The sequence below is a fragment of the Actinomadura logoneensis genome (genome assembly GCF_003428695.1).
In the GTDB taxonomy this organism is placed as follows: Bacteria; Actinomycetota; Actinomycetes; order Streptosporangiales; family Streptosporangiaceae; genus Spirillospora; species Spirillospora logoneensis.
Window position 1 is genome coordinate 1 of sequence record NZ_QURH01000141.1, and the last position, 24856, is coordinate 24856.

The window sequence follows — 24856 nt, forward strand, 5'->3', positions numbered from 1 at the left end:
CCAGCGCGGCCGGAGCATGCGGCGTGGGCGCCGGTCCCCGGCCCCGCGCGCCCGGCCGCGCATTCGGCGACGGCCTGGCCCTGTCTCCCGGCCCACGGTCGTGCGCCGGGGCGCGCCACCGCCCCACGGGCATCGGTCGCAGCCCGCCGGCCAACGGGCAAGCCCGCCCTTCGGGTGCCTTCGGCATTGGCAGGCCGCCCGCTCACAAAGTCGAGGCTTCCCGGACCTCATGTCAGCGGCCATCCAGGAGCGTTGATGGGTGGCCACGCCTGCACGATGATGAACGCCGTGTCTGCAACCGATGATCCCGAAGTCGAGGTGGCCCGCTTGTGGGAGGAACACAGACGCGAGCCCTGGCCCCCCGAGCTGAACGCTGTCGAGCGGGCAGGTATCGACCTCGAGGCGTTCGACAGCCAGCTTGCGGGCTGTGTGCACACGTGGGTGAGTAATCGCAGCGCCTTCGGCGCACGGCATAGGGACGGGATCAGGCACCTCCTCCGCGAGCTTGAGCTGCTCCTGCCCGAGCTCACTGAGGATGACCACCCCCGCATATGGCGGCGATACCACCGGATGGCTCAACTCATCTCAGAAGCCAGCCCGCCCCCCACCAGTTGAGACAACCTGTCATTCTGCGGGGTTGCTGACGAGGGGGGACGACTCCGCTGGCGTTCTTGGCTTGGGCGAGTTGGAACGACTCGGCCCGCGGTGATCACTAGGTGTGCACGGTGCATCAGGCGGATCACCCCCCGGCCGATCCCCAACCTCCATTTCCCCCGGCCACTGGCACCTCATCGGCGAAGACCAGGGAGACCGGCTCGCAGAAGCGGGACAGGCATGGTTGAGCGAGAGCGAACCAAGGGGCTTCGCAGCCCCCTGGACCCCCGCGACCCGGAGGGCGCTCCCGCGCGAATCTGTCTGTCACGGGGTACGCGCCGTTCGTGCGGGAGCACCCTCCGGACAGGTCCGCGCGTCTGTCGTGGCGGGTGCCCCGTCTGGTCGAGGGTTGAGCGCGCTGCTACATGTGCAGGCCGCGGAGGATACTCTCGCCTCCATCGATCGAGAATGCTGATCGCTACACCTTGGGACGTGATCATGGAGTTTGCCGCAGGACCACCCAGTCGGTGGATCTTGACTCTCAAGAGCGGCTCGGAGATCGAAATTTGGGCAGACAGCTATAGCGACGAAGGCGATCACTATCGGTTCGACGCTTATGTTCGCGCCTCCCTTGATGAACAGCGCCAGGTTGAGGTCACGAGTCGCAGCCCTGGCAGGGCAGAGAATGTGCTCATAGTGGTGGCTCGCGTGCCTGTGGCTGAAGTCGAGTCACTGTATGGCGGACCGGTCGATCCCGCCCAGGAAGATCCGACACCTTGACCCTGCGGGACATCCGCAAGATCGACGTGCCCGTTGCGTGCCCGATGGGGCGGTGATCAAGGGCCTCACGGTCACTTGCGGGGAGATCGCCGAGGAGGCCCAGGTCAGCGGGTTGCCAGGTCGGGCGGCAGGTTCATGATCGGCTTTGCAAGCCGGGTGTCAGGGGTCCGAATCCTCTGGGCTCCACTCCAGGTCAGAGCCCTAACGGGCTCTGACCAATACCCCTTCCGCCTCCGAAGTGCCGGAATAGTGGCGGAATCCGGGGGGCGGCAGCTCGTCCGCCTCCTGCCGTTAGAGCGCGAACAGCTCGTCCAAGAGCGGTACTGCGGACCGGTGCCCACAGAGCGGCGCGCTCGTGCAGAAGAGCGGCGCGCTCGTGCAGAGCGACTCCCACTGCTTCTGCAAGACGTCCAGGATCTGCCGTGGCGACTCCGGCGTGGTGAGAATAGGTCCGCGCATGCCCGTGATCTTGTGCCCAAGCTGCTCCTCCTGCGCGGACCTCGGACACTTTCGCGTTGAGCATCCAGCTTCTTGTGGGACTGCGCCCTCGCGCGATGGCCAGCATCCGTCTGTAAGACCTCGCTCTGGAGCGGCAGGTGTGTGGCCGCGCGTCCATAGCGGTGAGTGAGTGCGGGGCGACACGATGAAGCCGCTGTGGCCAACGTGAGCGAAGGGAAGATCACTTGCCCGGCGACACAGATAGCGCTGCGGTCAGAGGTGGTAGTCCCGACTCTGTCGTGGACCGGGTCGCCGACTTCTACGGGGCCTACATCGACGCGGTCGACGACGGCACCGACGACCTCGGCAGCGAGCTGCGAGCCCACTACCTCACTGAGGATCTGCGCCAGAGACTCGCCGCGTGGGAGGAGGCCAACCCCGCCGACGGTGTGTTGCGGGCCCAGGACGTTCCCTCCCATTGGGACGTGCGCTATCACGATTCGGGCGCCGGTCACGTGTTCACCACGGTCACCCTCACGTGGGGCACCGGCCCGGACGCCGGCCACACACGACTCGCAGTGCAGAGCGACCTCAGCACGAAGCTGATCTCCGACATCGAAGACGGGGCACAAGAAGGCGCGTCCGGCAGCAACGGCTGTCGTGACGGGGCCTGAACGGTCGGCTGGGCAAAGGCGTGGTCCCGCCCCCGTTGGCTCGAGCGTGCGGCGAGGGTGCCGGTGACCGGCATCCTCGCTCCCGGCCGCGCACCGGCGTTGAGACGGCCTGTCCCCCGAGCAACGGTTGTGCGTGCGCAGGATGCGCCAACGGCTCCGGCTATCAGTCGCAGGCACCGGCCAACCGGCATGACCGACCAGCGGGTTGCTTTAGGCAGCCCGCTCGCGATGGCAGGGTGTCTGCTCTCCTGCCGCAATTGGGGAGTCGTTCGCAGGCGATGCGGACGGTGTGCGATGGCCGGAAGGAGGGTGGGGTCACGGGATTCTGCCTACTCCGAGAGGTGTCCGGGAGTGGTTCCGTACCCACCCTCCCTGAGCCGCGGACCCTGATGGGTGCTCAGACCGGTCTCCAACGCAGGCAGGCTACTCACGGTCGGTGACAGCCATCAAGTAGTGATTCGAGACGTGCCCGTTGGCATCGTGGTCAACGGGGACTCGCGGCCACTCACGGGGAGATCGACGCTGCGTCCCAGATCGGCGAAGCGGCTTATCAGCGATTACGGCCATGCCATCGACGGCCCGTCCTTGCGCGAGGTGGCCTGAGCTGCGCAGCCACCGCAGCGGTGATCGGCCACCCTGCGGCCCGCGACGATGCGGGCGCCGCGCCGCTCGACCAGTGCCCCACTAGCCCACGGAAGGCGAACGCTGGGCCCTCTTCGCGGCGAAGCGTCTACTTCCCGGACGCGACGAGGAGCTAGGCGGACATGGGGATGATGCCGAGGTTCACCACCGTGCCGCCGCAGCTGGTCGGGAAGGTGTTCAGCGCCCAACAAGGAGAATTTCTGGTAGCGGGCGCGACTTCAGGATTCTTCTGTTCGAAATCTCATGCGCCGTGTCGTTCCATAGCGAGCTCAAGCGGACCCTCTTTAGAGGAGCTATGCAGAGTCTTCAATGCGGCCACAGCGTTTATGGGCGCTGTGTGGGACTCGCCGGGGCCACGGAATCTCTGGAGCGTGCGCGGGAGGGCAACACCGAACGGGGCGGTAAGTGTCTGCGGGGCGGCGGTCCGAGCGTGACTCCCACCATCAGGTTGTTCTGAGACGAGCAGGTGATCAGGCCTCGGCCGGGAGCGGGGAGTCTTCGGGACGTTGTTCTGCGCGAGTGTCCGGACGTTTTCGGGTGGGCGGGAACTTTCGGGGGCGCGGCGGGGTTGTGCCGGGTGCGTCCGAGTGGATCTTGGAAGGCGGCCGGGCTCCGGCGGGAGGGGAGCCGCGTTCCAGCCCGGTTGCCCGGGTGTTCGCAACGGGAATCGGGGGACGCGGGACGGTCGGTCGCGGTCGTCTGACGCGAGGGTGTTCCGGGGCCGCCGGACGGGCGTTGACCTGGTTCTTCGGGGGTTGACGGCGGCGCGGCGCAGGGCTGCCCGGTTTGTCGTGTTTGTAGCGCAAAGTGCCTGTCAGGTGAGGTGTGCGCCTGTTCTCGAAGCGGGTCGAACAGGCTGACAACACCCTCGTCTTGCGAACACTTGATCGCCACCGGAAGTGTTGGCACCACTTGAGCACGCCCCCCGCTGCAGACCCCAGGAGAACCGATGAAGCTGCCCAGATACGCCGCAGCCGCCACGGCGGCCGTCGTGCTCACCTCCGTCGCCGGAGTGACCGCGGTCTCGGCGGCGCAGGGGAACACCGAGCACAGGGCCGCTCCGGAGTCCAACGCGTCGGCCCTTCCCGCCGTGAACATGGAAGCCGTCGTCAAGGCCGCGCAGATCGACCCCCGCCGGCCTGACAACAAGCTCACCCCCGGCGCCAAGGCCAGCGTCCTGCTGGTCGAGAAGGCCCTCGCCGACAAGCACCTGCTCGACAAGAAGTGGGTGGACGGCTACTTCGGCACGACGACCACCGCCGCTTACACCAAGTTCCAGAAGTCCCTCGGATACAAGGGGATCAGCGCCAACGGCCTGCCGGGCAAGTCGTCGCTCGCCAAGCTGGGCGCCGGACGGTTCACCGTGAACCACGTCATCGTCCCGGGTCCGAAGGTGAAGTTCGGGACCAAGTACTACGTCAACACCCGCACGCAGAAGATGCTGCTCCAGGCGCAGAAGCTGCTGCACCGCAAGCTCGTCCTGGACCAGGGCTCCTACAACCCGGGCGGCGACCCCACGTCCGTCGGGACCCACGACGGCGGCGGCGTCGTCGACATCAACGTCAAGGGAATGAGCGCCGCCACCCGCACCGCCGTCGCCAAGGCGATGCGCCAGGTCGGATTCGCCGCCTGGGTCCGCAGCCCCCAGCAGGGGAACTGGCCGTGGCACATTCACGCGACCGCCATCAACGACACCGACCTTTCCGTTCAGGCCCAGCACCAGATCGGTGACTACTACCTCGGCCAGAACGGTCTCGCGAACCGTGGCAAGGACGACGGTCCGAAGGTGACCATCCGCACCTGGGAGGAATACCTCAGGGCTCGCTGACCCCGGAGGAAACGACCTCGGACACCGCTGACCCGTTCCGCATCCCAAGCCCCGCCAGTATCAAGGAGAACAGCACATGAAAATGCTCACCAAGGTCCTCACGACGGCGACCGCCGCTGCTGCGGTCGGCGGTGCGGTTTTCGCCACCACCGCTACCTCCGCTGACGCCGCGGGGCGCAACGGGAAGTGCGACACCGGCGAGTTCTGCCTCTATTTCAACAGCAACCAGAAGGGCTCGGTGTCGGACTTCACCGGGTCCGTCGCGGACTACGGTGCGAAGCAGCCGGGCTGCTACGACTTCAAGGGTGCGGGCGCCGGCAAGGGCAAGTGCGTGAAGAACGCCGCCGCGTCCGTCTGGAACCGCAGCAGCAAGACCGTCCGGGTCTACTTCAACAGCAACTACGGCGGCCGTTACCAGGACTTCAAGGCCGGGGCGAAGGGCAACCTGAACTCCACCCTGAAGAACCAGAACGCCTCGCACCAGTTCTCGCCGACCAACCGCGTGAACATGTCGTACGCGCTGTACAAGACCAGCGGCGGTCGCATCAGCTGCGGCTTCGACAAGTACACCACCACGCCCGGACGCCACGAGGGCACCGACATCGCCCGCCGGATCGGCTCGAAGGTCTACGCGCTGACCTCGGGCAAGGTCATCTACATCGCCCGCGGCTACAACGGCCGGTCCGGCCTGTCGACGATCTCCGTCTACAACGCCTCCACCAAGAAGACCGTCATCTACCTGCACTCCGCGCCGTCCTCGGCGCTGCGGGTGGGCCAGACGATCTCCAAGGGCCAGTACATCGCGACCGAGGCGTGGCACGGCGTCTCCTCCGCCGGTGGCGCGCACACCCACGTCGAGATGCGCCTGGGCTACCAGAAGCTGGCCGCCAAGAGCGTCGGCGACCCGCGCCTGGACAACCCGAACCCCGTCTCGTTCTGGGTCTCCCAGGGCTACAACTACCGCTGAGTCCCGCGACCGCTGACTGACGGAAAAGGACGATCGTGACCAAACGAAAGATGGTGGCGCGGGTCACCGCGGCGACCGCGGCGATGACGCTCGGCGGGACGGTGCTGGCGACGACCACGGGCGTGGCGGAGGCCGCCGGCCGCAACGGCAAGTGCGACACCGGTGAGTTCTGCCTGTACTTCAACAGCAACCAGAAGGGCTCGCTGTCGGACTTCACCGGGTCCGTCGCGGACTACGGCGCGAAGCAGCCGGGCTGCTACGACTTCAAGAGCGCCGGCGCCGGCAAGGGCGTCTGCGTCAAGAACCACGCGGCCTCGGTGTGGAACCGCACGGGCAAGACCGTCCGGGTCTACTTCAACAGCAACTACGGCGGCAAGTACCAGGACTTCAAGGCCGGGACCAAGGGCAACCTGAACTCCAGCCTGAAGAACCAGAACGCGTCGCACAAGATCGGTCCGTCCAGCACGCCGCCGCCCACCGGCTGCAAGACCGACGGCACGAACACCAAGGAGCCCTCGACCATCCTCGTGTACCGCACGCGGACGGGCCGGGTCGAGCGGGTCAACTTCAAGTACTACGTGAAGAACGTCCTGCCCAAGGAGTGGATGCCGAGCTGGAAGTCGGAGTCGCTCAAGGCCGGGGCCATGGCCGTCAAGAGCTACGCCTGGTGGTGGGCGCTGCACTCGACGCGCAAGATCAACGGCCACTGCTTCGACGTCTACGACAACACCAACAGCCAGGTGTACGTCCCGGGCTCCGCGACGGCGCGCACCAGCGCCGCGGTGGACGCGACGTGGGGTCACCGGATGACCCGCGGCGGCAAGATCTTCATGGCGCAGTACTGCTCCACGACGACCGCTTGCGGCGCCTGGAAGGACGGCGACTGGATGTCGCAGTACGGCTCCCGTGACAAGGCCAACGCCGGCTGGAGCTACACCCGGATCCTGAAGTACTACTACCGCGGGATCGCCATCGCCTAGTCGGGGATGGTCTGACCTCTGGTTCCCCGCCGTGCTCCCACGGCGGGGAACCATTGGTCTTCCGTGAGCGGGCACGCCGGGACGGGCATGCGTGAGCTCCCTGGCGTCGCGTCTGCGGGGGCGGTCGGCAGTCGCGGACCGACAGGTCAGTGACCGCGGACGACGAGCTGGAAGTTGACCGGACGGTTGCCCGAGAAGGCCACCCGCCCCTCAGGGTCCAGCATCTTGAAGCGGACGTAGCAGAAGGCCGGCTTCTTCGGCGTCGTGACCTCGACCCGGATGTCCACGCTGTCGCCGGGCCGGGTGTACTTGATGGGCACACGTTCCTTGGTCCGGCAGTCGTCGGGCGTCTGGGGGAGGTCAAGGCGGCGCAGTGAGTATCCGCGCCAGTACAGGGCCCCGGTGTTCCTGATCCGCCACACCTTGACGACGGTCTGGCCAGGGCCGACCACGGTGCAGTCGCGCAGCGTGACGTCGTCCACGAAGGCGGCGGCGTCGCCCTTGTGCAGCGGCGGTGCCCAGGCGGGTTGCTTCGGTTTTACCGGGCATCCCACGGCCGTCGCGGCGGCGGACGAACTGCTCGAAGGGCTCGGGACCGTGTCTCTTGACGGGGAATCGTCGTCACCGGTCATCGCGTAGATCACCGCTCCGGTACCGGCGGCGACGACGGCCGCGGCGGCGAGGGAGATCAGCAGGGTTCGCTTACCGCGACGTGGCGGAACGGCGACCTGCCGGCCGTCGCTCTCGGTTCCGGCGGGCAGGTGCGGCGCTTGCGGATGCTGCGGCAGTTCACCCTGCGGCAGGCCGCCCTGGGACGGTTCGCCGTGCGGGAGCGACGGCGGGGCCACGGCCGTGGAAGGAGCACCGGGAGGCTGCGCCGGCACGGGCATGGAGGCCGAGGGCGGACTGGTCGGCTGGGGCACGGCGGGAATGGACGCCGATGCCTCGCCCGGCGGCTGCGCGTGCGGGGACGGCGGCGTCGGCGGAGGCGGAGGCGGGGACGTCTGAGTCGAGGAGCCGCCGGACGACTGCTGCGCCGCCGAGGCCGAGCCTGAGGATTCGCCGCTGGAAGGTCCGACGGGACCGGCAAGGGACGGCGATACGGGAGCGCCGCCGACCGGGGCCGCTGCTTCGTCGGCCGGACGCGGTGCCGGCGGAGTGTTCGCGGTGTTCGGCTGTGGGGTGGCGTTCGCGCCCCTGACCACGCGGTTCGCCTGTTCCCAGCGTTCGCGGTACGCCTCCGGGTCGCCGCCGCACGCCTTGACGAACTCGACGGTGGTGCCCCAGCTCGGGAGGCGGTTGCCCTTCGTGGCCTCATGGAGTGTTGTGTGGGAGATCGCCCCGGAGCGTCCGGACATCTCCCGGAATGACGGATTGCCGACCGAGCGTCGGAGCTCCCGCAGGACCTCCGCGAAGCCTTCGATCGCCTCCGCGCGTGCACGCCTCTCGTCCACCGGCCGAAGTTAGCAGTGCTCACGGTAATCACTCAAGGCGTGGCCGGTAGCGCGGACCGACCGACAAACCACACGTGTCCTAGTGGTGAGCGCGCTCTCCGAACCCGGTCCGCCGCTCCCCTCGGGGGCCGCCGGTGAACCGGCGACGTCTCGGGTGGACGGGAGTCGGGTCGAATACGCCCTGGTCAGCGCCTTTGTCGTCCCGTGCGGGATGGGCTTCGCGGTCTTGCCGGAGTGCGGGTGGACGGCGTTCCGCGCGGTGTTCGAAAGGGTTCGGAATCCCTGACGGACGGTCTTCGCGCGTCTCTTTCCGCGTTGTAAGGAACATCACTGAGGGTGAACGCGGCGCGCGGAATCCGTTCCTCTTGCGCTGCCGCTCCAGCCATTCGATACGTCCAACGGTCGGACCTTGACGGTTTTCGCGGTCGGACGGGAACCCGGCTCGATGCGGTCCGACGGGACGCCCAACCTGATGCGGTCGGACGGGACGCCGAGCCTGACGCGGCCGGACCGGTCAGGAGCGGAGGAAGGTGAGGACGGCGAGGACGCGGCGGTGGACGTCGGCGTCCGGCGGAAGGTCGAGCTTGGCGAGCATCCCGTTGATGTGCTTACCGACGGCGGCGGCCGAGACCGTGAGGGCCTGGGCGATCGCGGCGTTGGAACGGCCCTCCGCCATCAGGGCCAGCACCTCGCGTTCGCGGGGCGTGAGCCGGTCCAGGGGGTCGCGGCGGCGGGCCAGCAGGTGCCGGACCACCTCCGGGTCGATCACCGTCCCGCCGTCCGCGACCCGCCGGACGGCGTCGGCGAAGTCGGAGACGTCGATGATCCGGTCCTTCAGCAGGTAGCCGACCGCGCGGCCGTCGGCGGAGTCGAGCAGCGCGCCTGCCGAAGCGGTCTCGATGTACTGGCTGAGCACGAGCACGGGCAGGCCGGGTTCGCGTTCGCGCAGGGTGATGGCGGCGCGCAGCCCGTCGTCGGTCAGGGTCGGCGGCATCCGGACGTCGGTGACCACGATGTCCGGTCGGTGCGCGCCGACCGCAGCGGTGAGGGACGGCGCGTCCGCGACGGCCTCGACGACCTCGTGCCCGAACCTGGTGAGGACGGCGGTCAGGCCGTCGCGCATCAGGGCTCCGTCCTCGGCGAGGACGACGCGGAGGGAACGGGCTTCGGACACGGCATCTCCACTCTCAGCAGGGTCGGACCCCCGGCCGGGCTGGTCAGGGCGAGGGTGCCGCCGACGACCGCGAGCCGGTCGGACAGCCCGGTCAGGCCGCTGCCCGCGGCGGGGTCGGCGCCGCCCGCGCCATCATCGCCGATCTCCAGCAGCAGGGTGTCGCCGCGGTGCGCGGCGGTGATCCACGCGTGCTCCGCGCCGCTGTGCCGGGCGACGTTGGCCAGCGCCTCGCAGACGACGAAGTATCCGGCGGCCTCCAGCGCGGCGGGCAGACGGCCGGGGACGTTCCAGGCGAGGTCGACCGGCACCGGGCAGCGGTCCGCGGCGTCCTGGACGGCCGCGCCCAGTCCGTGCTGGGTCAGCACCTGCGGGTGGATGCCGTGGATCAGCTCGCGCAGCTCGGTCAGCGCCTTGCGGGACTCGCGGTGGGCGTGCGCGACGTGGTCGGCGGCGGGGCCGGGCGGCAGGTCGAGCAGGGCCAGGCCGAGGCTGGTCGCGACCGCGACGAGCCGCTGCTGCGCGCCGTCGTGCAGGTCGCGCTCGATGCGGCGCCGCTCGGCCTCGAAGGCGTTGACCAGCCGCGCGCGCGACCCGGTGACCTCGGCCAGCAGGCGGTCCGCCTCGTCCGGGCGCGGGGAGAGCAGCCGGCGGGTGAGCGTGGCGCGGGCGGCGGCGACCGCGGTGACCAGGTAGGCGCCGGCCGCCAGGAGGACGAGCCCGACGGGGACGGCCGCGATCGCCTGGCCCGGGGTGTGGATGGCGAACCCCGGCCAGAGCCCGCGCCGGCCGCCGGACAGGACGGGGGTCCACGCGGTGAGCAGCGCCAACGGCAGCGCGGCGCCGAGGGTGGCGATGGCCAGGTCGAACGGCCACAGAACAGTGGCCAGCAGGACGGTGAACCCCAACTCCCGCCAGGTCGCGGACTCCCGCGCCCGGACGGCCAGCCATCCGCCGACGCCCGGACGGTCCGGGGCGCGGTGCGGGTCGGCGACCGGCCGGGGGTCCACCAGGTGGAGCCGCCAGCGCTCGAACGCGGCGACCGGCACGCCCGCGAAGGCCAGCGCCGCCAGCATCGGCAGTCCGAGCAGGACCGAGGACAGCGTCCCGCCCACGACCAGGACGGCCGCGGCGACGGTGAGCACGAGCGCGCCCGGGACCGAGCTGGTCACCAGGTACGCCAGGCTCCGCCACGGCCACGCCGACGCCAGGAACCCGCGCCGCCGCAGGACCGCCATCGCCTCCATCCGGCCAGCATAGAAGCACTTTTCGGGACGTCCCATACGGAGGAGGTGAGCACCGGGGTAAGGCCAGGCATACCCGAGAACGGTGGCCCGGCTGATCGCCCCGGACCCCTCTACGGCGGTTGGCTGGGGCGCATGGACATCGTGCGGCTCACCGCCGTGAGCAAGACCTATGGGACCGGCTCCAGTGCCGTCACCGCGCTGGACAAGGTCTCTCTGGGCTTCCCGGAGGGATCGTTCACCGCCGTGATGGGCGCGTCGGGCTCGGGCAAGTCGACGTTGCTGCAGTGCGCCGCCGGTCTGGAGCGTCCGTCCGCGGGCGCGGTCTCGGTCGCGGGCGAGGATCTGGCGCGGCTGCGCGAGTCCGCGCTGACCAGGCTGCGCCGCGAGACGATCGGCTTCGTCTTCCAGTCCTACAATCTGCTGCCCGCGCTGACCGCCGAGCAGAACGTCGGGATGCCGCTGCGGCTCGCCGGGCACCGTCCCGACGCGCGCGCCGTCCGCGCGGCGCTGTCGGCCGTCGGTCTCGCCGACCGGGCGCGGCACCGGCCCGCGGAGCTGTCCGGCGGCCAGCAGCAGCGCGTCGCCATCGCCCGCGCGCTCGTCGCCGCGCCGCGCGTCCTGTTCGCCGACGAGCCGACCGGCGCCCTGGACAGCGCGTCCTCGCGCATGGTGCTCGCGATCCTGCGCACGCTGGTCCACGAGCGCGGGCAGACCATCGTCATGGTCACCCACGACCCGGTCGCCGCCGCGCACGCCGACCGCGTCGTCTTCCTGGCGGACGGACGCCTCGCCGGGACGCTCGACCGGCCCGACGCGTCCACCGTCGCCGCGCGCCTCACCTCCCTGGAGACGGCCGGTGAGCTGGTCCTCGACGCCGGGCACGCGATGCCGCGAGGCGGCGGCGCGATGGTGCGAGGCGGCGGGGACGCGATGGTGCGAGGCGGCGGGGACGCGATGGTGCGAGGCGGCGGGGACGCGATGGTGCGAGGCGGCGGGGACGCGATGGTGCGAGGCGGCGGGGACGCGATGGTGCGAGGCGGCGGGGACGGTTCGCTTCTGGGCGAGGGCCCGTTCCCGGGCGGGACGTCACAGATGAACGAGCAGGTCAGCGAGTCGCGGCCGACGTGGGGTGCGTCCCTCGCCGGGATGCTGCGGGCGAAGAGGACCGCGGGGGCGGCGGCATGCTGAGCGTCGCCGCCGCGGGGATGCGGGCCAGGTGGGGAGCGTTCGCCGGTCCGCTGGCGGCGCTCGCGCTGGGCGTCGCGGTGATCGCGACGATGGCGCTCGTCCTGGGGGCGGCGTCCTCCGATCCGCACCGGCTGCCGCAGCGCTTCGCCGCCGCGCCCGCCGTCGTCCAGGCCGACCCGAACCTCCGGCTGCGGGACCGCTACGGGACCTCGACCGCCGTCCCGTTCACCGAGCAGCCGCCCCTGCCTTCCGCCGTCGTCGCCCGGTTCCCGGATGCCGTGCCGGACCGGAGTTTCGCGGCACGGCTGCCCGGCGGCCCCTCTGACCAGGTCGGACACGGCTGGTCGTCCGCCGCTTTCACTCCCTACGCCCTCGCCTCGGGCCGGGCGCCCGCACGTCCGGACGAGATCGTGACGACCGGCGGATTCCCGCTCGGGCAGCGGGTGATGGTGCGCGCCGCCGACCGCGACGCCGCGTACACCGTCGTCGGAACGGCGCGTCCTTCCGGGCACGTCGCGATCGCCGAGCACGCGGTCTTCTTCACCGACGCGGAGGCGGCGCGCTTGTCGCCGACCGTGGACGCGCTCGTGTTCCGCGACGTGTCCGCCGCGCGACGCGTCGAAGGCGTTCCGGGCGTACGGGTCCTGACCGGCCGCGATCGGGCGCTGGCCGATCCTGGAGCGCTGCGCGACCGCGCCGACCTCACGTCCCTGACGTCCTTCCTCGGCGTCGCCGCCCTGCTGTCGGCGTCGGTCTCCCTCTACGTGACCGCGGGCGCGTTCGGGCTCTCGGTCGCCCGCCGCCGCCGGGAGCTGGCGCTGCTGCGGACCCTCGGCGCGACACCGGTCCAGGTCGTCCGGGCGGTCGCCACCGAGGCGCTGCTGGTCGGCGCGGCGGGCTCGGCGGCCGGCTGCGTGCTCGGCCTGGTCGGCGGTCCGCTGCTGGCGCGATGGCTGGCCGAGCACGAGATGGCCCCCGCCTGGTTCGCCGTCCCGCGCGACGCGGGGGCGGCCGGGCCGCTGGCGCTGGCGTTCGCGGCCGGTGTGCTGGTGGCGCTGCTCGCGGTGGTGGCGGCCTCGGTGCGCGCCGCGACGATCCGTCCGGCCGAGGCGATGCGCGAGGCGGACGTCGAGCCCCGCCGGTCCGGAATGCCGCGGCGGCTGCTCGGGCTGGCCTCGTTCGGCTGCGGAGCGGGACTGCTGGTGGTCATCGCCCTGCTGTCGCCCGACACCGCGTTGGACGCCAAGACCGACGTCGAACTCGCGCTGCTGATCGTCGGCGGTGCGGCGATGCTCGCACCCACCCTGCTTCCGTTCCTCGTCAGGGCTCTGACCTGGCCATTCACGCTCGGCCCCGGACCGGGATCCCTGCTGGCCCGCGAGCGGGTGGCCGCCGCGCCGCGGATCGCCGCCGGGACGGTCGTCCCGCTGGTGATCACTTTTGGGCTCGCGCTGGCCGTCCTCGGTGCGACGGACGTCGCCCAGGGGATTCGCGACCGGGGGCTGCACGACCAGGCCGCGCGCGCCGACCTGGTGGTCCTGCCGTCCGGCGGCGGGCTCCCCGCCGCGGTCGTCGCCCGCGTGCGCGCGGTGCCGGGCGTGTCGGCGACCGCCGTCACCGACACGAGCGTGCTCGCGAACGAGCCCGCGCTGACGCCGTTCCACCTGGAAGCGCCCACGCCGGTGCCGTTCGCCGCGATCGCCGTCGACTCCCCGGCGGCGCTCGGCCTGCGGGTCCGCGCCGGGTCGCTCGCGAGGTTGGACGACGCGTCCGTGGCGATCGACGGCTCGTGGCACAAGCGGGTCGGGGAGAGCATGAAGCTGTGGCTGGCGGACGGGACCCCGGTGTCGCTGCGGGTCACGGCCGTCTTCGACGCCGCGCCGGGAGGTCCGCGCATCGTCCTCGGACCGCGTCGCGCCGGGGCGGGCGCCCAGGCCGACCGCATGTACCTGGCCGCCGACGCGACGGCCGCCTCGGCGGTGCGGGCCGCGTTGCGGGGGTCGCCCCGTGCGTCCGGCGTGCGCGGCTTCGACACGCCGGACGCGAGGGTCGTCACCGTCTCCGGCTGGACGGCCGCCGTCAGCGACCGCCAGGCGGAGCAGACCCGCGTCGGACTGCTGGTGATGATCGGCATCGCCGGTGTCTACGGCGCGATCGGGACCCTCGCCACGGCCGCCACCGCGATCGCCGGACGCCGTCGCGAACTGGCCCTGCTGCGCCGGATCGGCACGACCCGCCCGCAGACGCTCCGCTTCGTCTGCCACGAGTACGCGCTGCTCGCGGCGGCCGGCGTCGTGACCGCCGCGGGCTCCGCGGGCGTCGTCCTGGCGGGCTTGGCGGCAGCGAACTGAGCCGCGCCGCCCGTACCGGCGGGGTCCTCGGCAGGGCGGGTGGTCAGTCGTGGGTGATGATGATCTTGCCGAAGCCGCCGCCGGACTCGCAGTAGGCGAACGCGTCGTGGAGCTTCTCGAACGGGAACACGCGGTCGATGACGGGACGCAGCCGGTGGGCGGTGAGGGCGCGGTTGAGTTCGAGGAAGTGGGCCCGGCTGCCCGTGGCGATCCGGTGCAGCGCGGCGCCCGCCGAGAAGAGGACCGAGGGGGAGACCGGCTCGGCGCCCTCGGCACCGGACAGCCAGTGCCCGACGAACGAGACCGAACCGCTCACCGCGACCGACCTGAGCGACTTCTCCAGCGGGCCGCTCGCGTCCACGACGCGGTCGGCGCCCTGGTCGCCGGTCAGGGCGCGGACGGTCTCGTCCCAGGCGGTGTCCTCGCGATAGTTGATCACCTCGTCCGCGCCGAGGTCCCGGAGCCGCTCGGCCTTGGCGGCACCGGACGTCGTGACGATCACCCGGGCGCCCGCCGCCTTCGCGAACAGCAGGGTGAACAGCGACACGGCACCGGACCCGAGCGTCAGCACCGTGGCGCCCGGCCGGAGGGGATCGCCGCTGGTCAGAGCGTTCCAGGCGGTCACCGCGGCCAGCGGGAGGGCGGCGGCCTCATCGTCCGTCAGGTGCTCGGGGACGGGCACCACGCCGTCCTCGTCCAGCAGCGCGTACTCGGTGAGCACCCCGTCGATCATGGTGCCGAGCTGGGCGGCGTTCTCGCGCCGGAACGGGCCGTCCAGCCAGCGGGGGAAGACGGTGGCCGCCACGCGCTCGCCCGGCCGGACGCGGGTGACGCCCTCGCCGACGGCCACGACCTCCCCGACCCCCTCGCAGCCGGGCACCACGCCGGGGGTGATCGGCAGGACGTACCTGCCTGCCAGCACCATCAGATCGCGGAACCCGAGGGAGTTGGCGCGGATCCTGACCACGACCTGCCCGCGGCCGGGGTTCGGCTCGTCCTGCTCGTGGAGCGCCAGTCCGGCGAGTCCCTGACCGGGGTCCAGGCGGTAGCTCTTCATATCGGCCCTTCCGTCGAAGCTTGCGGGGCACGATCGTCCGAGCGGGCGGTGGGCCCGGCAATTCCCTCGAAGGAATGGTCCGGAACACGGACGGACCGGTAGAAACGGACTGGTGAGCAACGCGAACGGACGTAGCGGCATCGGGACGGAACTGAAGCGCTGGCGTTCGGTGCGGCGGGTCAGCCAGCTCGAACTGGCCGTCCGGGCGGGAACGACGCAGCGGTACCTGAGCTTCATCGAGAGCGGCCGTTCGCGGCCGGGCCGCGCGATCGTGATCCGGCTGGCCGAATCCCTCGGCCTGTCGCTGAGGGAGCGGAACGCGCTGCTGGCGACGGCCGGGTACGCGCCGGCGTTCACCGAGTCTCCGCTGGACGAGGCGGCGCTGCGTCCGGTCCGGACGGCGCTGGAGCAGATCCTGCACGGCCACCTGCCGTATCCGGCGCTGGTGGTCGGTCCCTACGGACGCGTCGTGTCGGCCAACGCCGCCTCCGAGGTCTTCCTGGAGGACGCCGCGCCCGAGCTGCTCGAACCGCCGATCAACATGCTGCGGCTCATGCTCCATCCGACGGGGATGGGGTCACGCGTCCGGAACATGGACGAATGGGGACACCACGTCATCGAGAACCTCCGCGCCAGGGCCCGCCGCAGCCCCGACCCGCGCCTGGACGCCTTCGTCGAGGAACTCGTCGGCTACGTCCCCGACACGCCGGTCGGCCCCGACCACCTCGGCTTCTCCGTCCCGATGCGGCTGGCGACGGCGGACGGCGAGCTGCGCCTGATCACCACCCTGACCTCGTTCGCCACCGCGACCGACGTCACGCTCGCCGAACTCCACCTGGAGGCGTTCCTGCCCGCCGACGAGCCGACCGCCGAACTGCTGAGGACGCGCGACGAACGCCGTCGCCGCTCGTCCTAGCCGCGCGGCGTCCCGCCGCCGTCCCTGACCAGCGCGACGGTGTCGTCGGTGGAGCGGACGTCGCCGAAGCGCCGGTAGAAGGTGTGCAGGGTCGCGTTGTGCTCGGCGTCGCGGCGGGCGGCGTTGGCGTCCGCGACCATGATCGTGCGGAAGCCCGGCGTGGCGGCGTCCCGGGCGGACGACTCGCAGCACACGTTGGTGACGGTGCCCGCGATGAGCACCGTGTCGATCGCGCGCCCGGTCAGTTCCATACTCGCGCGGATCGATCCGCCACCGATGCAAGCGCCCCACGCCCCGATCCTGCCCCCGCGAGACCAGGGCGAGCGTGCCTGCTGGGCTCGTCAGGTGCACCGCGCCGCGTTCGTCGCCGTTCGGCCCGGGGCCGGGGCGCACAGAGCCTTGGTGGCTCTGTGCGCCTTCGTGGCGTCAGCGGGCCAGGGAGCGGGCGATGACCAGGCGCTGGATCTGGTTGGTGCCCTCGAAGATCTGCATGATCTTGGCTTCCCGCATGAAGCGCTCCACGGGGAAGTCGCGGGTGTAGCCGTTGCCCCCGAGGACCTGGACCGCGTCCGTGGTGACCTTCATGGCGGCGTCGGTCGCGACCAGCTTGGCGGCGGACGCCTCGCGCGAGTAGGGCAGCCCCAGGTCGCGGCGGCGGGCGCCGTCCAGGTAGGTGGCGCGGGCGGACGTCACGGCGGCGGCCATGTCCGCCAGCAGGAAGCCGAGCCCCTGGTGGTCGATGATGCGGCGGCCGAAGGTGGTGCGCTCCTTGGCGTAGGCCACGGCGTGGTCGAGGGCGGCCTGCGCGAGGCCGACGGCGCAGGCGGCGATGCCGAGGCGCCCGGAGTCCAGGGCGCTGAACGCGATCCGGAGGCCGTCGCCCTCGGCGCCGATGAGCCGGTCGTCCTCGATCAGCGCGCCGTCCCAGTTCGCGGTGGTCGTGGGGACGGCGTGCAGCCCCATCTTCTCCTCGGGGCGTCCGAAGCTGAGGCCGTCGGCCCGCCCGGGCGCGAGGAAGCAGGAGATCGTGTCGCCGGTGCGGGCGAACAGCGAGTAGAAGTCGGCGATCCCGCCGTGGGTGATCCACGACTTGGTGCCGTTGATCCGGTAGCCGCCCTCGGTCCGCTCGGCCTTGCAGGTCAGGGCGGCCGCGTCGGAGCCCGCGTGCGGCTCGGAGAGGCTGTAGCCGCCGATGATGTTCCCGGCGAGCATGTCCGGGAGCCAGCGGTCCTTCTGCTCGGACGACCCGAACGTGAACACGGGGAAGCAGGCGAGGGTGTGGACGCTGGTCGCGACCGCGACGGCGGCCCAGCGGGCCGAGAGCTCCTCGATGACCTGGAGGTACACCTCGTAGGGCTGACCGCCGCCGCCGTACTCCTCCGGGTAGGGCAGGCCGAGCAGGCCCGCCTCGCCGAGCATCGCGAAGAGCCCCTCGGGATAGGTCTCGTTGCGCTCGTGCTCGGTCACGCGCGTGAGGAGCTCCTTGTCGGCGAGCTCACGTGTCAGGGCGATGAGGTCACGCGCCTCATCGCTGGGCAGCAGACGATCGACGGTCATTGTCTTCCTCCAGAGGAACCCACAGGCGCTCTCACCCTGCCACGAAGTTATCCACAGTTCGGAGTGCGGCTTTCCCGGACGGTCCGGGTCGGCTTGGCTGAAGTCGAAACACCCCGCCACGGTCGCTCCGGACCGCCGGCGGGGTGGCGTCCCCGGCCGGTGCGCCTCCCAGACGCACCGGCACGGGAAGGATGGGAAAGGGGGTGGTTCAGGCGAGCTGGTGCGGACGGTCGGTCCGGTCCGCGACGGCGAGGGCGGCGAGCGCGGCGTGGGCGCGCTCGCGGTACTCGGCGACGCGGGCGAGCTTGATGTCCTCGTAGCCGCGGACGGTCTCGGGCAGCCGGACGAGGTCGACGACGGCGGCGACGGTGTCCGGGGTGAGGTGCGTCAGGGCGTCCCGCACCAGGCCGCGGTACTCCTGGACGAGCTCGCGCTCGATCCGGCGCACCTCGGCGTAGCCGAAGACGTCCAGGGTCGTGCCGCGCAGGCCGCGCGCGGCGCGCAGGGCGCGGAACGCGACCGGGGCGGTCCGGGTCAGCCGGATCTTCCGCTTCATGCCGAGGGCGCGGAGGATCGGCGGGTGCAGCATGACCGAGACCTTGGCGTCCGGGCCGAACTCCTCCTCGCGCTTGGCCCGCTCGACCGGGTCCAGGTGCAGGCGGGCGACCTCGTACTCGTCCTTGTAGGCCATGAGCTTGTGGAGGGAGGTGGCGTAGGCGAGACCGACGCGCAGGGCGGCGTCCTGGTCGACGCGCTCGGCGGCGAGCGCGGTGACGTGCCGGACGTCCTCGGCGTAGCTGCGCGCGTAGTTCTCGTTCTGGAACTCGATCAGGTCGGCGACCCGGAGGCTCAGGGCCTCCTCGAGGTCGGCCCCGCCCAGCGCGGGGGCGGCCTGCTGGGCGATGGTCCGGGCGACCGGCGTGAGCTCGATCAGCGGACGCGCCGGGGGCTCGACCGCGGCCTGGACGGCCTTGGGGTCCAGGGCGGCGGCCCGGCCCCAGCGGAACGCGGCCAGGTTCTTGTCCACGGCCGCGCCGTTGAGCCGGATGGCGTCCTCGATCGCGTCGGCGGAGACCGGCAGGCAGCCGTGCTGGTAGGCGGCCCCGACCAGGACCATGTTGGCGGGCATGTTGTCGCCGAACAGGGTCTCGGCGATGCCCTGCGCGTCCAGGTACAGGTTGTCGGCGCCGCTGGTGGCCGACTCGACGCGCCGGAGCGCCTCGTCCGGGGAGCCCGGCAGCGCGACGCGGCCGGTGACCATGGCCGCGGTCGGGACGAGCGCGGTGTTGACGACCGCGACGGTCCGGCCCGGCTCGGCGGTGGCGAGGTTGCCGTCCGCGGCGGCGCCGAGCAGGTCGAAGCCCAGCAGGACGTCGGCGGTGCCGCGGGTGGCGCGCAGCGCTCCGGGCACCGGGCGGGTCGAGAAGCGCAGGTCGCTGACGACCGGTCCGCCCTTCTGCGCCAGCCCGGTCTGCTCCAGGCCCGCGGCGTAGGTGCCGTCCAGCCGGGCCGCCATCTGCAGGATCTGCGAGACGGTGACGACGCCGGTGCCGCCGATACCGGGCATGCGCAGCAGCACGTCGGCGTCGCCGAAGCGGCGGACGGGCTCGGTCAGCGCGACCGGCAGCGCGGGCAGGGCGCGCTTGGCGCGCGTCCCCGGCTCGACCAGCAGGAAGGACGGGCAGTCGCCCTTGAGGCAGGAGAAGTCGGTGTTGCAGGACGGCTGGTGGATGCGGGTCTTGCGGCCGAACTCGGTCTCCACGGGCTGGACCGAGAGGCAGGTCGACTGCTCGCCGCAGTCCCCGCAGCCCTCGCACACCCGCTCGTTGATCAGCACCTTCTCGGCCGGGGTCGGGAGCTTGCCGCGCTTGCGCAGGCGGCGCTCCTCGGCGGCGCACCGGTCGTCGTGGATCAGCACGGTCACGCCGTCCACCGCGGCCAGCTCGGTGTTCACCTCGGGCAGGTCGTCGCGGTGCCGGACGTGCGCGATCGGGTCGAGCGCCACGCCCCGGTAGTCCGCCGGGGAGTCCGTCGTGATCACCACGCGGCGGACGCCCTCCAGCGCGAGCCAGCGGGTCAGCGTCGGGATGTCCAGGCGGCCCTCGGCGGTCTGCCCGCCGGTCATGGCGACGGCGTCGTTGTAGAGCAGCTTGTAGGTCATCGTGACCCCGGCCGCCACGGCGGCGCGGATCGCCAGCGACCCCGAGTGGTGGAACGTGCCGTCCCCGAGGTTCTGCACGAAGTGCTTGTCGTCGGTGAACGGCGCGAGGCCGATCCACTGGGTGCCCTCGCCGCCCATCTGGGTGAGGCCGAGCTGGTTGCCGCGTCCGGCGCCGTCCAGCGCGATCATCACGTGGCAGCCGATGCCCACGCCGACGAGCGTGTCGTCCGACGCCTTGGTGGACGCGTTGTGCGGGCAGCCCGAGCAGAAGTACGGGGTGCGCGCGGCCACGACCGGCAGGGCGACCCGGCTCTTGCGGCGCGGCGAGCGCAGCACGACCGCCGCCTTCGGCAGCCGCTCCTCGCCGAAGCGGTCGGCCAGCGCGCGCACGACGTCCTCGGAGCCGACCGTCCCGCGCGTGGGCAGCAGCTCCCTGCCGTCCCGGCCGCGACGTCCGATCACGCGGGGCACCTTCACCGCGGTGGCGGTCGCACCGGCGGCCGAGTCGGCTGCCGAGTCGGTGGCCGCGAGGTCGGCGGGGGGGTCGGTCGCGACGTTGGCGTGGTCGTAGAGGACGGCCTTGAGGTGCTGCTCGAGGAACGGGACCTTGTCCTCGACGACGAGGACCTCGTCCAGGCCGGCGGTCATGCGGGCCAGCTCGGCGTCGTCCAGCGGGAACGGCATGCCCAGCCGGATCAGGCGGATGCCGAGGGCGTCCAGGGCGGCCTCGTCCAGGCCCAGGTCGGTCAGGGCGCGCTGGACGACGGCGTACTGGGTGCCGGAGGCGACGATGCCGAGCGCGGTGTTGTCCTCGCCGAAGGTGACGCGGTTGAGGCCGGCCTCGCGGGCGTAGGCGCGGGCGATGTCGAGCCGCCGGGTGAGCATGTCGTGCTCGGCGTCCAGCGAGGCGGGGCCGACGAGCGTCGGCACCTTGCGCTCCTCGCGGACGGGCATCGGGATGTTGCGGCGGATCTCCTCGAGGTCCACCACGGCGGACGCGTCGGCGATGTCGGCGACGATCTTCAGCCCGGCCCAGAGGCCGCTGGCGCGGGACAGCGCGACGGCGTGCAGGCCGAACTCGACGATCTCGGCGACGGTGCCCGGAGCGAGCAGCGGCAGCGCGAGCGACTGCGCCATCGGCTCGCACGAGCTCGGCACCGTGGACGACTTGCTGGCGGGGTCGTCCCCGATCCACGCGACCGCGCCCCCGACGGCGGCGGTCCCGGCGAGCTGCGCGTGCCGGATGGCGTCGGCGGCCCGGTCGAGGCCGGGGTTCTTGCCGTACCAGTACCCGGTGACGCCCTCGTGGCGGCGGCCCGGCACCTGGCCGAGCAGCTGGGTCCCGGCGACGGCGGTGGCGGCGAGCTCCTCGTTGAGCCCCGCCTGGAAGACCACCCCGGCCTCGTCCAGGAACTTCTTGGCGCGGCCCATCTCGAGGTCGACGCCACCGAGGGGCGAACCCTGGTAGCCCGAGACGAACGCGCGCGTGTCGATCCCGCGCGCCTCGTCCAGCCACCGCTGTTCCAGGGTCAGCCGCACCAGGGCCTGGACGCCCGAGATCAGTACTCGCCCCTCGCGCGCGGTGTACCTGTCGTCAAGCCGGACGCCCATCGAACCTCCTCGTTCACGCCCTGTGGCGCGGAGCACATCACCTCGAAACGGACGAACACAAGTAACTGCCGACATACAGCCCACAAGACGCAAAGATTTATACTCTGACCAGGCATTCCGCCGTGCACTTTGCGTGAGGAGCTCCGATGGCCGACCTCGATGACATCGACCACGCGCTGCTGCGCCTGCTCCGGCAGGACGCCCGCCGCACCTTCTCCGAGATGGCCGAGAAGGTCGGCCTCTCCGTCGCCGCCGTCAAGCGCCGCGTGGACCGGCTGCGCGAACTCGGCGTGATCACCGGCTTCACCGCCCAGATCGACTACGCCAAGCTCGGCTGGGGCATCGAGGCGTTCACCGAGCTGCGCTACTCCGGGTCCGCGCCGGTCAGCGAGATCATCCGCACCGCCACCGTCGCCCCCGAGGTCCAGGCGATCTACACGACGGCCGGCGACCCGGACGCCCTGGTCAGCATCCGCGCCCGCGACATGCGCCACCTCCAGCAGGTCATCGACACGCTCCGCCGCGCGGGCAACGTGACCGGCACCAAGACGCTCATGGTCATGGACGTCTGGACCCGCTCCGACGTCGACCCGATGACCCCCACCCGGCCCTCCGCACCGTCCGGCCAGTCGGGACAGTCGGGCTCGCCGGGCCCGTCCGGCCCGACGAGGGGTGGCCCGACGAGGGGTTCCGGGACGAACCGACTCCCCGGCGCCTCCGGCCCGTCCAGCACCCGCCCCCGCCCGGCCTCATAAGACGACAGGGCGTGGCTGGAGCAGATCAGGCAGAGGACGGTCCCGGCCCGGTCCGGCCCGAGACTCGACCAGAAAAGGCTCGGCCGGGCAGGGGTCGTCAAGAGCGGCGGAGGCGGTGGGGACGGGTTCTGCCCAGGCCCTGGAGGTGGCGGGGACGGAGAGGGCTGATGGCGTAACCGGCGTCCGCCAGCCCGCTGGCCAGGGAGGTGTCGATGAGGATGGTGCCCCGGTGGGCGGCGGCGGTGAGGCGGGCGGCGAGGTTGACCGGCGTGCCGAAGACGTCGCCCAGGCGCAGGACGACCTCGCCGTAGGCGAGCCCCACGCGGACGACCGGGAAGTCCGGGTCGGCGGTGTGGCGCTCGGCGAGGCGCAGGCCGATCTCGGCGACGGCGCGCGGGTCCGGCGCGACGAAGAAGGCCTCGTCGCCGAGCGTCTTGACGATGCGTCCGCCCAGCTCGGCGACGGTCTCCGCGGTGAAGGACTCGAAGCGCTCGACGAACTCGGCGAGCGCCGGGCCGGCATCCGGCGGCTGAGCGAGGTGAACGAGACGATGTCGGCGAAGCCGACGGCGAGGCGGGTGACGCCGAGCGCCGTCTCCCCGGACGCGTCGGCGCCCGCGGCCGTGACGCGCAGCCCGGCGGCGGCGAGCTGGCGGCGCCAGCCGTGCAGCAGCAGTCCCTCGAACCGGGGCCGCATCCGGTCCGTGGCGGTCAGGACGGCCTGCACGGTCTCCGGGCCCAGGTCCGCGTCCTGCGGCAGGCGGGCGGCGGCCTGCGGCAGCCAGACGTCGATGACCCAGCTCGCCAGCCGGCCCATCGTCTGGCCGACGGCGCGGACGAGCTGGAGCATCCCCTCCTCGTCCACCAGTCCGTCGTCGACGAGCCGCTCGATCTCGACCAGCGCCCGGACGTCGCCCTCGGTGAACGCCACCTCGTCGTCGGACGGGGCGGGGAAGCCGAGCGTCCGCCAGATCCGCCGGGCCTTCTCCGGCGGCATCCCGGCGAGCTCCTCGACCTCCGTCCGGGTGTACTTGAGGCGGTCGGCGAGCAGGGTCTCCTCGATCTCCTGCGCGACCCGGGGACCGACCACGTGACCACCTCGCGATGTCTCATCCGGCGATGTGCCAAGGGTGGCGCGTAAGATCGACCCGGGTCAAGCAGCGGAGGCGGGGGCATGGCCGGGTACCGGATCGACGAGCTCGCGCGGGCGGCGGGGACGACCGTCCGCAACATCCGCGCGTACCAGGACCGGGGGCTCCTCCCCCCGCCGCGGCTCGAGGGGCGCGTCGGGTTCTACGACGACAGCCACCTCGCCCGGCTGCGGCTCATCGGCAAGCTCCTCGCCCGCGGCTACTCCTCGGTCATCATCAAGGACCTGCTCGCCGCCTGGGAGACCGGCCGCGACGTCGGCGACGTGCTCGGCCTGGAGAAGGTCCTCACCGACCCCTGGTCGGACGAGATCCCGGGCACCGTCACGCTGGACGAGCTGGTCGCGACGTTCGGCCCCGGCCGCGACGAGGCGCAGATCGCCGACGACCTGGAGCACGCCGTCCGGTTGGGGTTCGTGGAGCCCGACGGCGACGTCTTCCGCGTCCCGTCCCCGCGGCTGCTGCACGTCGGCGCCGAGCTGGTGGCGGCCGGGATCCCGCTGGAGGCCGTGTTCGAGATCGCGCGCCAGATCCGCGACGACTGCGACGTCATCGCCGGGCGCTTCGTCGACCTGGTGCACGAGCACGTCTTCCGCCGCCTGGAGGACGGTCCGGGCCCGACCGGTGAGGAGCTGGGCGAGGTCGCCGAGGTCGTCCGCCGGATGCGTCCGCTGGTGAAGATGGTCGTGGACCCGTTCATCGCGCGCGCGATGGAGACCCGCGTGCAGGAGGCCCTCGGGGAGCAGCTGGAGACCCTCAGCGACCACCTGGCGGCCGTCGCCCCCGACGAATGAGCCTTCGGGACGACTGAAGCCCTCCTGTGAGCCTTCGGGACGACTGAGGCTCCTCGGGAGTGGGCCGTCTCAGAGGAGGGAGACGCCCCAGAGGACGGTGACCTGCTGCGGCGGGCCGGGCGGGGCGGTGAAGGTGAGCGTCGCGCGTCCAGGCAGGTTGATCAGGCCGGTGCGGAGCCTGACCCGGACGTCCCGGGAGCCGTCGGCGGCCAGGCCGCCGCTGCGGTCCTGCAGGGTGAGCTGCGGGCTGGACGACTCGCCGGTCCAGGTGACGGGGCCGTTCTCGGCCTTGAGCCGGATCGTCCCGACATTGCGTCCGTACAGTTCGAGCCGGGTCGTCAGCACCTTCAGCACGCCCGGACGCGGCGTCGCCGGGGGTGAGGACGGCGGCGAGGCGGTCGGCGGGCTCGCCGACGGCGGCCGTCCGGGCCGCACGGGAGCGCCCGGAGCGCCGGGGACGCCGGGAACGGCGGGCGGCCGGGACGGGTCGCCGAACTGGGGTGACGGCGGCTGCCCGCCGCCGCTCCCCGCCGGGCCGCGGGCC

19 protein-coding genes, 1 tRNA gene and 1 pseudogene are annotated in these 24856 nt (G+C 71.9%); 11 read left to right on the forward strand and 10 right to left on the reverse strand.

The window, feature by feature from the left end:
• Window positions 1–1062 precede the first annotated feature (1062 nt).
• Both DZF91_RS38810 and DZF91_RS39530 read left to right on the forward strand, forming a co-directional pair.
• Window positions 1063–1374 (forward strand): hypothetical protein, encoded by a 312-nt coding sequence (locus DZF91_RS38810; RefSeq protein ID WP_147341040.1) that lies wholly within the window; start codon window positions 1063–1065, stop codon window positions 1372–1374.
• A gap of 97 nt (window positions 1375–1471) precedes the next feature.
• Window positions 1472–1560, forward strand: a tRNA-OTHER gene (locus DZF91_RS39530).
• Window positions 1561–1665: 105 nt separating this feature from the next.
• On the opposite strand, the gene DZF91_RS39535 is transcribed toward DZF91_RS39530, so the two are convergent.
• Window positions 1666–1833 (reverse strand): hypothetical protein, encoded by a 168-nt coding sequence (locus DZF91_RS39535; RefSeq protein ID WP_158587871.1) that lies wholly within the window; start codon window positions 1831–1833, stop codon window positions 1666–1668.
• Window positions 1834–2111: 278 nt separating this feature from the next.
• On the opposite strand from DZF91_RS39535, the gene DZF91_RS07315 reads away from it, so the two are divergent.
• The 4 genes from DZF91_RS07315 to DZF91_RS39540 all read left to right on the forward strand — a co-directional run bounded on the left by DZF91_RS07315 (window position 2112) and on the right by DZF91_RS39540 (window position 6903).
• Window positions 2112–2486, forward strand: a complete 375-nt coding sequence (locus tag DZF91_RS07315; protein WP_199486475.1) for a hypothetical protein — start codon at window positions 2112–2114, stop codon at window positions 2484–2486.
• Window positions 2487–4077: 1591 nt separating this feature from the next.
• On the forward strand, window positions 4078–4956 hold the full coding sequence (locus DZF91_RS07320) for a peptidoglycan-binding domain-containing protein (RefSeq protein ID WP_117356725.1): 879 nt from the start codon (window positions 4078–4080) through the stop codon (window positions 4954–4956).
• A 76-nt stretch (window positions 4957–5032) separates the two neighbouring features.
• Complete coding sequence (locus tag DZF91_RS07325) at window positions 5033–5923, forward strand: peptidase inhibitor family I36 protein (protein WP_199486476.1); 891 nt, start codon at window positions 5033–5035, stop codon at window positions 5921–5923.
• Between the two features lie 35 nt (window positions 5924–5958).
• On the forward strand, window positions 5959–6903 hold the full coding sequence (locus DZF91_RS39540; RefSeq protein ID WP_158587872.1) for a SpoIID/LytB domain-containing protein: 945 nt from the start codon (window positions 5959–5961) through the stop codon (window positions 6901–6903).
• 146 nt (window positions 6904–7049) lie between these two features.
• Here the strand turns inward: DZF91_RS39540 and DZF91_RS07335 are convergent, their stop codons facing one another.
• From DZF91_RS07335 to DZF91_RS07345, 3 genes are all read right to left on the reverse strand, one after another.
• Complete coding sequence (locus DZF91_RS07335; RefSeq protein WP_117356727.1) at window positions 7050–7751, reverse strand: NBR1-Ig-like domain-containing protein; 702 nt, start codon at window positions 7749–7751, stop codon at window positions 7050–7052.
• Window positions 7752–8871: 1120 nt separating this feature from the next.
• The gene (locus DZF91_RS07340; protein WP_199486478.1) at window positions 8872–9480 is read right to left on the reverse strand and encodes a LuxR C-terminal-related transcriptional regulator; all 609 of its coding nucleotides are present in this window, start codon (window positions 9478–9480) and stop codon (window positions 8872–8874) included.
• Window positions 9480–10775, reverse strand: coding sequence for a sensor histidine kinase (locus tag DZF91_RS07345; RefSeq protein WP_199486477.1), 1296 nt, complete (start codon window positions 10773–10775; stop codon window positions 9480–9482). Before DZF91_RS07345 ends, DZF91_RS07340 begins: the two co-directional genes overlap by 1 nt.
• A 132-nt stretch (window positions 10776–10907) precedes the next feature.
• Here DZF91_RS07345 and DZF91_RS07350 point away from each other — a divergent pair, with 132 nt between their 5' ends.
• Together DZF91_RS07350 and DZF91_RS07355 are read left to right on the forward strand one after the other, a co-directional pair.
• The gene (locus tag DZF91_RS07350; protein WP_117356729.1) at window positions 10908–11963 is read left to right on the forward strand and encodes an ABC transporter ATP-binding protein; all 1056 of its coding nucleotides are present in this window, start codon (window positions 10908–10910) and stop codon (window positions 11961–11963) included.
• Entirely contained in the window at window positions 11957–14314 is a 2358-nt protein-coding gene (locus DZF91_RS07355) for an FtsX-like permease family protein (RefSeq protein ID WP_117356730.1), read from the forward strand. Before DZF91_RS07350 ends, DZF91_RS07355 begins: the two co-directional genes overlap by 7 nt.
• 43 nt (window positions 14315–14357) lie before the next feature.
• Here the strand turns inward: DZF91_RS07355 and DZF91_RS07360 are convergent, their stop codons facing one another.
• Window positions 14358–15371, reverse strand: coding sequence for a zinc-dependent alcohol dehydrogenase family protein (locus DZF91_RS07360; protein WP_117356731.1), 1014 nt, complete (start codon window positions 15369–15371; stop codon window positions 14358–14360).
• A gap of 112 nt (window positions 15372–15483) precedes the next feature.
• On the opposite strand from DZF91_RS07360, the gene DZF91_RS07365 reads away from it, so the two are divergent.
• Entirely contained in the window at window positions 15484–16287 is an 804-nt protein-coding gene (locus DZF91_RS07365; protein ID WP_117356732.1) for a helix-turn-helix domain-containing protein, read from the forward strand.
• Here the strand turns inward: DZF91_RS07365 and DZF91_RS07370 are convergent.
• The 3 genes from DZF91_RS07370 to DZF91_RS07380 form a co-directional block, all read right to left on the reverse strand.
• A complete protein-coding gene (locus DZF91_RS07370; protein WP_117356733.1) occupies window positions 16284–16538 on the reverse strand; it encodes an isochorismatase family protein in 255 nt (84 codons plus the stop codon). The genes DZF91_RS07365 and DZF91_RS07370 overlap by 4 nt on opposite strands.
• Before the next feature lie 175 nt (window positions 16539–16713).
• Window positions 16714–17844 carry an acyl-CoA dehydrogenase family protein gene (locus DZF91_RS07375; RefSeq protein WP_117356734.1) on the reverse strand — a complete coding sequence of 377 codons (1131 nt, stop codon included), beginning with the start codon at window positions 17842–17844 and terminating at the stop codon, window positions 16714–16716.
• 208 nt (window positions 17845–18052) lie between these two features.
• Complete coding sequence (locus DZF91_RS07380) at window positions 18053–21616, reverse strand: indolepyruvate ferredoxin oxidoreductase family protein (RefSeq protein ID WP_117356735.1); 3564 nt, start codon at window positions 21614–21616, stop codon at window positions 18053–18055.
• A gap of 146 nt (window positions 21617–21762) precedes the next feature.
• Between DZF91_RS07380 and DZF91_RS07385 the strand changes: the two genes are divergently transcribed.
• Window positions 21763–22371, forward strand: a complete 609-nt coding sequence (locus tag DZF91_RS07385) for an Lrp/AsnC family transcriptional regulator (RefSeq protein ID WP_117356736.1) — start codon at window positions 21763–21765, stop codon at window positions 22369–22371.
• 97 nt (window positions 22372–22468) lie between these two features.
• On the opposite strand, the gene DZF91_RS42920 is transcribed toward DZF91_RS07385, so the two are convergent.
• A complete protein-coding gene (locus DZF91_RS42920; RefSeq protein ID WP_328589137.1) occupies window positions 22469–23476 on the reverse strand; it encodes an adenylate/guanylate cyclase domain-containing protein in 1008 nt (335 codons plus the stop codon).
• Between the two features lie 68 nt (window positions 23477–23544).
• On the opposite strand from DZF91_RS42920, the gene DZF91_RS07395 reads away from it, so the two are divergent.
• Window positions 23545–24312: a MerR family transcriptional regulator gene (locus DZF91_RS07395; RefSeq protein WP_117356737.1), complete on the forward strand. Its 768-nt coding sequence runs from the start codon at window positions 23545–23547 to the stop codon at window positions 24310–24312.
• A gap of 69 nt (window positions 24313–24381) precedes the next feature.
• Here DZF91_RS07395 and DZF91_RS39545 read toward each other — a convergent pair.
• A pseudogene (locus DZF91_RS39545) lies at window positions 24382–24856 on the reverse strand (RNA polymerase sigma factor); the annotation flags it as partial.